Source organism: Streptomyces sp. NBC_00247 (assembly GCF_036188265.1).
Taxonomy (GTDB): domain Bacteria; phylum Actinomycetota; class Actinomycetes; order Streptomycetales; family Streptomycetaceae; genus Streptomyces.
Genome location: NZ_CP108093.1, coordinates 7,042,291 through 7,054,685, shown reverse-complemented (window position 1 = coordinate 7,054,685; position 12,395 = coordinate 7,042,291). Strand labels below are relative to the sequence as shown.

Sequence of the window (12,395 nt, the reverse complement as noted above, 5' to 3'; positions counted from 1 at the left end):
CGCTACAGGCCCTGAGGGTCGTCCCGCAATTCGTGGTGGATCAGTGCGCGGCGTCAGATGCGGTGCATCGCACGGCGGAGGGTCGCCCCGATACTGGATGCATCGGGGTGATCCCGACGACGCGGCGAGCGTGCGTGCCGGGCGTCGCCGGACGGGCGGGACTGTCGATACACGGCCTAACTCGCTGAGCCCCGTCTGGTTACGCATTCCGGCGAACCGATTCCTCTACGCCCACCTGCGGCTTCTTCCGCCCCATCGAGACCACGAAGGCGGTACCCCAGTACGCCAGAAGGACGGTCTTCACCCCCAGTGAGCCCATGGCCTCGCGTACCGTCCGGCCGCGCCCGTGGCGGGTGTTCATCGCCCGGACTTCCCACCGGACCACCGGCGGCCTCCTCCCCCGGTCATCGCACGGCCTCCCCGGCCGCACCGGCGGGAGCGGTCCGGTGCCAGGCGCCTTCGGGGTCGTCGTAGGCATCGGCGTACGCGGGCCCGGCGATCGGGCGCTCCGCGAAGAGTTCGTCCGGCAGCGCGAACGACTCCACCAGCGCGGGAGCGTGCGCGGCGACGGTGGCCACGGCCTCCTCGTGCAAGTCGGGCAGTGCACGTACCTGTTCGGCCGTCATCCGTCCGACGGCCAGCAGCTCTCCGGCGCTGCGGCCGACCTGCCGGAGCAGGAACAACCACTCGACCTCGGTGAGCCGTTCGCGCGCGGCCCCTTCCGGCAGGGCGGCTACGGCCTCCGCGAACGCCTCGGCCGCCTGCCGTACCGCGTACTCCTCCACCCCCCGCAGGGCGGCACCCGAAGCCGCGTTCCAGCGGCCGAGCGCGTCCCCGGGCGGAGCGGCGCCCATCCGCGCCCGGGCCCGCGCGAAACGGAGAGCCTCCACAGCGGCGAGCAGCCCACGCAGGACGGCCGGGTCCCGGAGGCCGGCCGGCGCCGTCGCCCCGTCGGCGGCGTGCGCCGGGGCCTGTGGCGCCAGGAGCAGCATCTCGGCCGCCGCCTTGGCGTGCGCGGGAAGGTTGTCGCCCTCGGCGGTGATGGTGCCCTCGATGCCGGTGACCAGTGCGGCGAGCCCGTTGTGCTCCAGCAGCCCCTGCGCGCCGCAGCGTTCACGGCATTCCACGATCACGTCCCTCGCCTGCCAGGTGATCCACCCCTTGGCGACCGCGACCAGCCTCTCCGCCGCCGCCCGGTCGGCCTCGTCCGCGCTCACCTCCCAGCGGTCGAGCGCACGGCGGTGCAGCAGGCTCATCGCGAAGACCGTCGCCAACGCCTCGGCCAGTGGGCCGTGGTGGGTGCGGTGGGCGTACACGGGAATCGCGCCGGTGCCACGCGGGCCCGCGACCGTACGGTGCCCGGCGTAGCGCACGGCGACGGCGAGCGCGACGCGCGCCGAGCCGACCGCGCAGGCACTCATGGCGAGTTTGCCGGGGGTGACCCTGCGGATGGAGACGAGCAGGCGCCGCCGCCTGCTCGGCAGCGCGCCGGCGAACTCGCCGCCCTCGCCCACGTGTCCCTGAGGTCCGGCGAGCAGTGCCGTACGGGGCACGAAGCAGTCGTCGAACGACGTGAGGCAGTGGTCCACCGGCGAACCCATCCGGGCCGGCAGCCTGCGCACCCGTACGCCCGGGAGGGCGGCGACGGCGTCGGTGAGGGGGACCAGCAGGAGGAAGACGCCGTGGTCGGCGCCGTCGACGACGAGCCGCGCGGCGACCAGCCCGCTCTTGGGGCCGCCCACCGGGCTGGTGTTGGGCATGAACTTCTGCGCGCCCGCGTGCGGGGTGCGCAGCACGAATCCGTCGCGCGCGCGGTCGTACGTGGCGCTCGTCTCCACCTCGGTCGCGTCGTTGCCGTGCGCGACCTCCGTACAGAGGAAGGTACCGATCTCGTCCATGCGCAGGGGACCGGAGAGGTCGCGGCGGCCCTCGGAGTCGTGGTCGAGCAGACTGCCGAGGAACAGGTTGTAGTGAATCCCCGCCACCGTGGCGAGGGTGGGATCGACCGGCCCGAGCCATTCGTGCATCGCGGTGAGGGCGCGTACGTCGCAGGCGAGCCGGGCCGCACTGTCGAGGGAACGGTTGATCAGCCGCAACCGCTGGTAGGAGAGAGCGAGTTGCTCCTCGGGGGTGGAGCATGTACCGCTCCGGAAGGGCTCGGTGGTGGTCAGCCGGCGCCAGAAGGCGTGCTCGCGGCGGAAGTCGGGACCGAAGATCACGGCGCTCAGCGCCTCCGTGACGGCAGACGGCGGTGCCGCGGCGGGGAGAGGGGTCATGTTCCGTTGAACGATCACGGAACGGCGAGGACACCCCCTCGCCGGCCGCCGGCCGCCGGCCGTGCCGGGCGCCCCCGCGCCGGCCGCGGAAGCGGAAGGGGGAAGGTGAGCCGCCCCGCCCGCCCGGGGCGAAGCGCGCCACCTGCATTCGGCCTGCCGCGAGTCCGGCCGGACGGGAGCGGCACGGACGTGTGACGCTCCGGGGCCGGCAGGCCCGCACCTGTGTCCGTCGCACCCGTGACGGCCCGTCAGGCGCTCCGGAAGGCCAGCGCGACATTGTGCCCGCCGAAGCCGAAGGAGTGGCTCACGGCGGTCTCGACGCACTGTCCGCGGGGCTCCTTCACCACGCAATCGAGCTCGAACGCGTCGGTCACCGAGTCGAGGTTGGCGATCGGCGGGACGAGCCCGTGTTCCAGCGTCAGCACGGTGGCCACGGCCTCGATGGCCCCGGCCGCGGCGAGGGTGTGCCCGACGACGCCCTTGGGCGCGGTGACCGTGGGCGCGTGCGGGAAGAGCCGGCCGATGAGGGCGGTCTCCATCGCGTCGTTGAGCAGGGTGGAGGTGCCGTGTGCGTTGACGTGATCGACCTCGCCGGGTGTCCAGCCGGCCTGCCGCAGGGCCTCCTCCACCGCCCGCTGCGCGCCCCGGCCGTCGGGTTCGGGTGCGGTGGGGTGGTAGGCGTCGGTGCTGGAGCCGGCGCCGACGAGCAGCGCGCGGGTGTGCCCGCTCCGGGCCCGTACGTCCGCCTCGCGTTCCAGTACGAGCATGGCGGCGCCCTCGCCCATGACGAAGCCGTCCCGGTCGGCCGCGAACGGGCGGGAGGCGCCCGCCGGGTCGTCGGACCGGGTGGAGAGGGCGCCCATCCGGGCGAACGCGGTGACGACGAGGGGGGTGAGGACGGATTCGGCGCCGCCCGCCACCACGATGTCGCACTGGCCGCTGTCGAGCAGATCGCGGGCGACACTGATGGCCGTCGCACCGGAGGCGCAGGCGGTGACCGGGGCGAGGCTCGGCCCGTGGGCCCCGAGCGCGATGGCCACTTCCCCGGCGGCGGCGTTCGGGATCATCATGGGGACCAGCAGTGGTGACACGGCGTCCGGTCCGTCGTCGGCCAGTCTGCGGGCGTTGTCGACGAGCACCGAGACGCCGCCCACCCCGACTCCGAGCACCACGCCGACCCGGCCGCCGTCCCAGCGCGCGGGATCGTGTCCGGCGTCCGCGACCGCCTGCCGGGCGGCGACGAGGGCCAGCTTCACGAACCGCGCCATACGCCACACCGCGCGTCCGCCGACCGCCGCGTCGAGGTCGACGCTGTCCACGGGGCAGGCGAAGTCGACCGGCAGCCCGGCGAGTTCCTCGCACCTTCGTGCCGTCGACCGGCCGGAGCACAGCCCCGCCCAGAAGGAGTGCTCGTCGGCGCCCGCGGGGGTGACCACCCCGAGACCGGTGACGGCGACGGCGGCACCGGCCCGGCCCCCGTGGCGCGCGCCGCGTGGCGCGGGGCGGCGGGCCGCTCTCGCCGACTCGGCGGCCCGGTCCCGAGAAGCGGCCCCGGTGCTCGGGTCAGCGGACTGCGACATGCTCTGTTCCTTCCGTCGTGGTCGTCGGCGAGGCTTCCGGCCAGCGAAGCGCCGCGGAGCCCCAGGTGAGTCCGCCTCCGAACGCGGTGATCAGCACGCGGTCCCCCGCGCGCAGGCGCCCCTGCCCCTCGGCGTCCGCCAACGCCAGCGGGATGGAGGCGGCACCGGTGTTGCCGACCCGGTCCACGTGGGTCACGCAGCGGTCCGGCCCGATGCCGACACGCTGGGCCACGGCGCTCATGATGCGGCCGTTGGCCTGGTGCGGCACGAAGTGGTCGACGTCGGCGGGTTCCCAGCCCACCGAGGCCAGGAGGGCCCGGCAGGAGGCGGCCATGCGCAGCACGGCGTGCTCGTAGACCGTGCTGCCCCGCATCCGGAAGAAGGCGTCCTGCTCGGCGGGCGGCCCGCCTGCGGCCCGGGCGCGGGCGCCGCCTCCGGGCACGGTGATCAGATCGCGGCCCGTACCGTCGCTGCCCAGGTCGAAGGCGAGGAGTTCACCGGGGTCGCCGCTCCGGCCGGCGGCGATCAGCGCGGCGCCCGCCCCGTCGCCGAAGACCACTCCGGCCGCCCGGTCCCCGGGGTCGAGCCAGGTGGAGTAGACGTCGGCGCCCACCAGCAGGACCCGGCGGTAGAGGCCCGAGGCGACCAGGCCGTGGCAGACGGCGAGTCCGTAGACGAAACCGCTGCAGACGGCCGCGATGTCGAAGGCGGGGACCGTGCCGAGACCGAGGCGGGCGGCGAGGGCGGGGGCGGTGCCCGGGCAGAGGTGGTCGGGAGTGGCCGTGGCGAGCACCAGCGCGTCCACCGGTCCGGGCGCGGCCCCGTCGACGAGCCGGCGGGCCGCCTCGTGGGCGAGGTCGCCGGTGGAGAGGCCGGGACCGGCCCGGTGCCGGCTCACGATGCCCGTACGACGACGCACCCACGCGTCGTCCACGCCCCACGCCTCGGGCAACGCGTCATTGCCCACCGGCTCTCCCGGCACCCATCCCGCGACGCCTTCCAGCACCGCCGTACGCACGCCGTCGCCACCGGCGCCCGCCGCCGCACGTCCGCTCGCCACCTGTCGCCCCACTCCCCTGATCGCCCCGTACCTTGTCATGCGAACGGCGCAACACGCGGCGAGGATGCGTTCGATACCGCCGAACGAGTGACTGACGTTCGCCTGTACGAGTGGAGATCGGCCCAATCGGTGGCGGAGTGCGTCCCGGCCGACACGCCCCGGCCATCGCTCCCCGGAACGCCCGGACCACCCCGCGACAGAGCGCCGGAGTTTCAGGAACCGTCTTCATGACCCGCTTCTCCGTACCGCCGTTCGAACTTGGCGATCTGTCCCTCCGCGTCCACGACGCGTGCCTGGCCGGTGTGGAAGGGGTGGCTCTCGGCGGAGATCTCGACGTCGACGACCGGGTAGGTGTGGCCGTCGTCCCATGCGATGGTCTTCTCGCTGGACGCGGTGGACCGCGTGAGGAAGGCGTATCCGGCCGACTGGTCGCGGAACACGACGGGGCGGTAGTCGGGGTGCTTGTCCTTCTGCATGGCTGGCTCCCGGAGGTGGAGGGTCGGACGGCTGGTCCCACCCCCCTCTTCCGGCCGGAAGGGCGGGGCGGATGCCCGGTTCTGACCACTTTCGCCAGCCCGGCGCCGGGACGCGATCCCTGACCGTCCGTACGGGGCGCGCACGGGCGGCCCGCGGCCCGGGCGGCGACACGGGCGACACGGACGGTGAGCCTCCGGGCCGCCGGAGCGGCGGCAGCCCGCCGCGCCCTCGACCCGCCACGCGGGCGGCAGCACGCGACGAACACAGCACAACAAGATCATCACCGGCCGGTGCACCGGTCATCCGCGCACGGTCGCCGGGAGTTCATCTCACGCCACTACGTTCTCGCGAGCACACATCGTGGACCGGTGCCGTCCGTGGCCCGCCCGGTCCGGGCCCGTGCGCACGTCGTCCCGGCACCGGTGCCACCGGTCCTCCGACTCGGGGAGAGGACGACCGCGGGGGCCCGGTCCCGGTCGGCCGCGGCCGGACACGCTGCGGTGTGCGCGCACCACCGAACCCCTCTCCCCCCGGAGGCTCTTGATGACGCTCGCCACGGCCGAGACCCCGCTCACCGAACCCCTGTGCCCGGAACAGACGTTCACGGAACCCGAATGCGCGGTGCGGGAACCCGTCGGCCAGGCGCCCGCAGAAACCGCGCCCGGGCCCGCCGCCGGACTCCGGCTCTCCCGGAGGTCGATGCTGCGGGGTGCCGCCGTCGCGCTCGGCGCGCTCGCCACCGGCTCCGTCGCCCAGGCCGCCGCCGCGCCCGGCGCCGAAGCGGCCGAGTACGTCCTGCCCGCGGGCTACACGGGCGACATCTCGGACCTGAAGCACGTGGTGATCCTGATGCAGGAGAACCGTTCCTTCGACCACTACCTCGGCAAGCTCCCCGGCGTGCGCGGGCACGACGACAAGCAGGCGCTGACCTTCCAGGACGGCACGAGCGTCTTCCAGCAGCGCGACGCGAACGGCACCGTCGTCGCACCCTCCGCCTCGACCGCGACCTGGGGCGACAACCACAACTTCTACGGCGCGAACGAAGGCCGCTGGAACACCTGGGTGCAGGACAAGGGCGCCAGCTGCATGCGCTATTACACCCCCGACCACATGCCGTGGATGTACTCGCTGGCGAGCCAGTACACCGTCTGCGACATGAACTTCTGTTCACTGCACGGCCCGACCATCCCCAACCGCTACTACCTGATGACCGGCACCGCCGGCGGCGAGACCTCCAACGCCGGGCAGAACAACTACACGCGCGGCTGGCTGACGGTGCCCGAGCAGCTCCAGCAGGCCGGCATCGGCTGGCGGGTCTACAGCGACAACAGCGGCAACGGCCTCGGCGGCGCGCTGCAGAGCGGCTTCGTCGGCGACTACGGCTGCAACGTCACCAACAGCTTCCGGGCGTTCGACCCCCGCACGGCCGCCCCCGAGGACCTGGAGCCGGGCACCGGCAAGGTCTGGAAGGCCAACTCCTTCCTCTACTCCGGGACGACCACACCGGACGACGACTCCGACGCGAACCTCGAAGCGGTCCTGCGGGACCTCTCCGCCGCCTGCGAGCCCGGCGCGGAGCACCCGCTGCCGGAGGTCTCCTGGATCGTCATGCCGGCTGCCTGGAGCGAGCACCCCGACTTCGACACGGTGCACGGCGAGCGTTACATGGACAAGGTGCTCCGCACCCTCCAGAGCAATGCCGGCATCTGGGACCACACCCTGGTGATCATCACCTACGACGAGAACGACGGGAAGTTCGACCACGTCCTGCCACCGCGCCCCGAGGCGGGCACGGCGGGCGAGTTCTCCGGCACCACGCCCTACGGGTTCGGCCCGCGGGTGCCGATGCTGCTGGTCTCGCCGTGGACGCGCGGCGGTTACGTAGCCTCCGAGGTCTTCGACCACACCTCGACGGTGAAGTTCCTGGAGACCTGGGCCGCCCACCTCGGCAAGCCCTTCACCTGTCCGAACATCACCGACTGGCGGCGTTCCGTCTCCGGCGACCTGACCAGCGCCATCGACTTCGCACACCCGCAGCCCGGCCCGGTCGACATCGCCGACCCGGTCGACGGCACGCCCCCGCCGCTGTCCGCGGACCGGATGAAGCCGCGCGGGCTCTCCTTCCACCCGCACGCCACGCTCACCGAGAACCGCTCCGCGGGCACGGTGACCGCCACCATGACGCTGACCGGCGGCCCGGCCGGCAAGGCGGTCAGCCTCCAGGCCTTCCCCGACAAGTACCTGCCGTTCACCAACACCCCCTACACGGTCTCCGCCGCCGCCCCGCGCACACACACCTGGGACGCCCGCAAGACCGACGGGAAGTACGCCTTCTCCGTGTACGGCCCCGACGGCTTCGTACGCTCCTTCGCCGGCCGGATCGTCCCCGCGACGCAGAAGAACATCCCCGTACCGCGTGTGGACACCGAGCTGGTCCCCGGCAAGGAGGCCGAGGTGCGCCTGATCCTGCGCAACGACGGCACCAAGCCGGTCCGCTACACCCTCACCGCCCACGACCACCTCGGCGGCGTCCAGACGTACAGCGTCGCCGGCCAAGCCGCCACCACCGTCGACTGGCCGACCCGGCTCGGGTACTACGACGTGGTCGTCACCGCCGACACCGGTACCGGCTGGACCCAGCGGTACGCCGGTCGCGTGGCGACGGTCTGAGGAGCGGGAACATGAGATCGCGCACCCGTCACCACGCCGCCCGACTGGCGGCCGCTTGGGTCCTGCTGTTCACCCCCACCACCCTGCTCGCGGGGCCGGCGGCAGCGGCGACACCCGTCCCGCAGGCCACCGCGACCGCCACGACGGCCGACGAGGCACCTTCCCCCGACGTCCTCGCCGTCGACTTCACCGACCGCACCCCGGCCGACCGCGCCCGGCAACTCGCGCCCGTGGTCAAAGGCGCACCGCAGATCACCAACGACCCGGGCGCCGGCAAGCCGGTGGCCACCTTCAACGGCACCTCGGACGCGTACACCTATCCGTTCGCCGGCCAGTGGTCCAAGCTCACCGGCGGGTTCACCGTCGGGTGCCGCTTCCGCTGGAACGGCGCCACGGTCCCTGCCACCGGGCAGAAGGCGATCTGCTCGAACGCCCAGTCCGGTGGGGCCGACCTCCAGATCGACAGCGGGCAACTGGCGTTCTCGGTGAACGCCGGAGGGTACAAGTACACCCACGCCCCGATCGTCGCCGGCCGCTGGTACGACGCGGTGGCCACCTGGGACGGCCAGAACGTCAAGCTGTACGTGGACGGCGTGCTCACCTCGGCCACGGCGGCGCCGGGCGCGCTCACCGTCCCCGCGTCCGGCGCGCAGAACTGGACCCTGGGCGCCGACTCGGCGTCCGCCGGCGGCATCGAGACCCCCTCGCCCGTCAGCATCTCCACCGCCGACGTGTGGACCGGCGCGCTGACGGCCGCTCAGGTCGCCGCCTTCTCCGCCGTGAACAGCGCCCCGCCCGCCGGAGCGTCCGACTGCACCGCCTACGAGGACGGCGTCACCGGCGCGGTCGACGCCCCGGTCGGCACGGTCGTCCTGGACGAGGACTTCTCCGGGGCCGACGCGCTCGACTGCTGGAACCAGGCCACCGGATCGGAGCCCTGGACGGTGGCCGGCGGACGGCTGACCGGCCGTTCGCCCGCCGCCGGTGACCAGCCGGTGCTGACCTTCGGGCCGCATCTGGACGACTACCTTCTGGAAACCACCGCCCGCTTCGACCAGGTGCTGCGGCCGGACGACCCGTGGTTCGCGCTGATCGCGGACACCCCCGTCGACGGGGTGCGCCCCTTCCCGGCGTTCGCGGTCCGCAGCGGCACCACGGCGGCCGACGGCGTCCGCGCCTTCGTCCAGTCGCCCACCACGGTCTCGGCCCTCGCCGGCGCACCGCTCGGCGCCGACCTGGGAATGGGCACCGACGTGCACCTCGCGCTGGAGGTGCACGGCACCACCGCCAACCTCTCCGTCGACGACCGGCTCGTCCTCGCCGGTGTGCCCCTCCCCCGCACCGCCACGGGTGTCACGGGCCTGTACCTGGACTCCGCGGCGGTCTCCTTCGACGATCTCCGGCTCACCAAGCTGGGTCCGCCGGGCACCACCGGCTTCATGACCGACACGTTCCGGCTGCCCGCCGCGCCCGTCTCCACCGTCGTACGCCAGCCGCTCGCCGGACTGTGGAAGGCGGGCTGGACGCGGCCGGGCGGGGACAGGCCCGTCTTCAGCAAGGTCTCCGGGGATTCCTGGCTGGACGTGAGCACCGACGGCGTCGTCACCGGCACCTCCCCCGCCGAGGTCCCGCAGGACGAGGGCGCGCTCAGCGTGGAGGCGACCGACGGCACGACCACCGCCGACATCCTCCTCCAGGTCCCGGTCTCGGCGGCCGGCGCGGCACCACAACTGCAGAGCGCGTCCTGGAACGCCTGGGACGGCGGCAGCCACGTCACCGACGCGGTCGCCAAGAACGTCGCCGTGATCGCCACCCAGGGCATCACGCTCGCCGGGTTCCAGGACGGCGGCGCGGCGATGGCCCGCGAGGTCGGCGCCGCCCTCGGCTGGGACGTCTACGCCTCCGGCGACCTGGGCATCGTCTCCGCCCACCCGATCGCCGACGCGGACCGGGTCGCCCCGACCGGTGCCGCCCCGGCCGCCGCCGTCACCCTGGACGTGGGCGGAATCCCGGTGCGGGTGTGGAACACCCACCTCGACGAGGCCGACTACGGCCCCTACCGCGCCTGCTTCGACGGGGCCACCGATCTCGCGGCGCACGAACGGACCACCACGCGTCACGCCCAGGCCCGCGCCGTGGCGCAGAAGATGGCGGCCGACCTCTCCGGCGACACCCCGGTGCTGCTCCTCGGCGACCTGGCCTCCCCCTCGGCCGACGACTGGACCGCGTCCACCGGCGGCTCGCACTGCGACGCCGGGGCGGTGGACTGGCCGGTGCCGGACGTCTTCACGAGCCTCGGTCTGACCGACTCCTACCGCGTCGCCAACCCCGACCCGGACACCGACCCGGGGAACACCTGGTCCCCGGTCACCTCCGCCCACGCCAACGGCAAGGACGAGCCGCAGGACCGCATCGACTACGTCTGGTACCAGGGCGACGGCCTGCACGTCGACGAGGCGCACGCGCTGACCGTCGGCCGGCCCTCCGAGGACGAAGTGGCGGACAACTCCTGGGCGAGCGACCACGCCGCCGCCGTCACCACCTTCACCCTCGGCGAGAGTGACACCGCCCCCGCCCCGGAGCTTCCGGTCGTCTCGGTGGACAAGCACACCGTCGCCTACCAGGCCGGGCACGGACCGGTGGACGCCGCCGCGTTCCTCGCCGGCGCCGGGGTCACCACCGACCCGGCCGAGGCGGCCCTGCGGGCCGACCTCTCCGGCGTCGACTTCGCCGAGCCCGGCTGGTACACCGTCCTGATCACCGCCGTCCACGGCCGCTACACGTCCGACCCGGTGGCGGTGACGGTGCGCGTCGCTCCGCGTCCAGGTCTGGTCCTGTCGGCCACGACGGCCGCCTTCACCGCGGGCGACACCGTGGACGAGGCCGCCGTGCTGGCCCGGCTGCAGCCGGTGCTCGATGTCCCGGGCACCGTCCGCGCCGACCTGACGGCCGTCAAGCCCCTGACGCCCGGCCGCTATCCGGTCACCGTGAAGGCCACGGACGAGTGGGGCTTCACCGTCACCCTGCCCGCCCTCGTCGAGATCGCCGGCGTCGTGCCGACGGCCTGGAGCCCCGCGGAGGTCTACGACACCGGCGACTCGGTGAGCTACGGCGGCGCCCTCTACCAGGCGTCCTGGTGGACCCGGAACCAGGCGCCCGGCGACCCGTACGGCCCTTGGCAGGAGATCGCCCTCACCGAGGACGGCACCGCCGTCTGGACCGCGTCGAGGATCTTCCGGACCGACGACGTGGCGGTCCACCAGGGCAGGACGTACCGGGCGAAGTGGTACACCCGCAACCAGGCTCCGGGCGACCCCTACGGCCCCTGGGTCGCCGTCGGCTGACCACCCGGCCGGTGAACGGCCACCGCACGCACGGCGGAGCCCGGCCCCTGATCCCCGAGGGGCCGGGCTCCCGCCGTCCGCGCGACGGCCGCCTCTCAGTCCGCGCGTACGGAGTCCAGGGCGTCGGCGACCGTCGAGAGGAAGCGGGCGTGCGCGTGCGGGCTGCACAGCGGTTCCGGGTTCCACGGCACGACGAGCGTCCCGGCGTCGAGCAGCGCCGCCCAGTCCGGCTGGTCGCGGAGGGCGCTCAGCGGTGCCGCGTTGACCCGGACGTCCGTCAGCAGGATCCGGGGTGCGAGTGCGGCCACCTCGGCCCAGGGCGCGGTGTGCCAGTTGACGCCCGGGCCGGGCGGCGGATCGACGAGGCCGAGGCCCAGCTCGTCCAGGGCCGCCAGTTCGGGCCAGAGGGCGGGCCGTGCCACGTACGCCTGGTCCTGGTCGGCCGGGGAGAGCGCCACCACCCGGACGCCGGCCGGAACCGCCTCGCGCAGCCGGGCCCGCGCGGCTTCGAGTTCCGCCTCCGCACCGGCGGTCGCGGCCGAGCCGAGCGAGCGGGCCAGCTCGGCGAAGCGGTCGGAGGTACCGGCGAGCGTGCGCGAGCGGCCGACGTCGATCACGACCACCGGGACGTGTTCCTCCAGGTGCTTGGCGGTGTCGGGGTCGAGTCCGTACACCTGGCCCCCGCCGTAACTGACCGCCACCACGAGGTCCGGCGATCCCCGCAGCAAGGTGTCCACGTCGAGGGCGGCGCCCGCCCCCAGGTAGACCACCTCGTCCGGCGGGAGCTCCCCCGCCTTCGCCCGGTCGATCTCGGCGCCGTCGTGGCCGGATCCGAAGACACCCCAGGAGCGGACGCCCAAGTCCCACAGCGTGGCGCCCGCCTGGACGTACGCCAGCACCCGGCCGGGTTGCCTTTCCGTCTCCGCGACCCTGCCCCGGTCGTCCGTGAAGCGCCATCCGCTCTGTCCCGTCACGTCTCCCACCCCTC

The 12,395-nt window shown here is 73.8% G+C and carries 8 protein-coding genes; 2 read left to right on the top strand and 6 right to left on the bottom strand.

Annotated features, from left to right (window positions below; all coding sequences use genetic code 11):
- Positions 1-199 precede the first annotated feature (199 nt).
- The 5 genes from OHT52_RS30080 to OHT52_RS30060 form a co-directional block, all read right to left on the bottom strand.
- The gene (locus tag OHT52_RS30080; protein ID WP_328723328.1) at positions 200-385 is read right to left on the bottom strand and encodes a hypothetical protein; all 186 of its coding nucleotides are present in this window, start codon (positions 383-385) and stop codon (positions 200-202) included.
- Positions 386-404: 19 nt separating this feature from the next.
- Positions 405-2,276, bottom strand: a complete 1,872-nt coding sequence (locus tag OHT52_RS30075; RefSeq protein WP_328723327.1) for an acyl-CoA dehydrogenase family protein — start codon at positions 2,274-2,276, stop codon at positions 405-407.
- Positions 2,277-2,524: 248 nt separating this feature from the next.
- Positions 2,525-3,856, bottom strand: coding sequence for a beta-ketoacyl-[acyl-carrier-protein] synthase family protein (locus tag OHT52_RS30070; protein ID WP_328723326.1), 1,332 nt, complete (start codon positions 3,854-3,856; stop codon positions 2,525-2,527).
- A complete protein-coding gene (locus tag OHT52_RS30065; RefSeq protein ID WP_443046825.1) occupies positions 3,840-4,862 on the bottom strand; it encodes a beta-ketoacyl-ACP synthase 3 in 1,023 nt (340 codons plus the stop codon). The genes OHT52_RS30070 and OHT52_RS30065 overlap by 17 nt, the downstream gene beginning before the upstream one ends.
- Positions 4,863-5,128: 266 nt before the next feature.
- Positions 5,129-5,392, bottom strand: coding sequence for a type B 50S ribosomal protein L31 (locus OHT52_RS30060; RefSeq protein WP_328723324.1), 264 nt, complete (start codon positions 5,390-5,392; stop codon positions 5,129-5,131).
- Positions 5,393-5,936: 544 nt separating this feature from the next.
- Here OHT52_RS30060 and OHT52_RS30055 point away from each other — a divergent pair.
- Complete coding sequence (locus tag OHT52_RS30055) at positions 5,937-8,063, top strand: alkaline phosphatase family protein (RefSeq protein WP_328723323.1); 2,127 nt, start codon at positions 5,937-5,939, stop codon at positions 8,061-8,063.
- An 11-nt stretch (positions 8,064-8,074) separates the two neighbouring features.
- Positions 8,075-11,407, top strand: coding sequence for a LamG-like jellyroll fold domain-containing protein (locus tag OHT52_RS30050; RefSeq protein WP_328723322.1), 3,333 nt, complete (start codon positions 8,075-8,077; stop codon positions 11,405-11,407).
- Between the two features lie 95 nt (positions 11,408-11,502).
- On the opposite strand, the gene OHT52_RS30045 is transcribed toward OHT52_RS30050, so the two are convergent.
- Complete coding sequence (locus tag OHT52_RS30045) at positions 11,503-12,381, bottom strand: ABC transporter substrate-binding protein (protein ID WP_328723321.1); 879 nt, start codon at positions 12,379-12,381, stop codon at positions 11,503-11,505.
- Positions 12,382-12,395 lie beyond the last annotated feature (14 nt).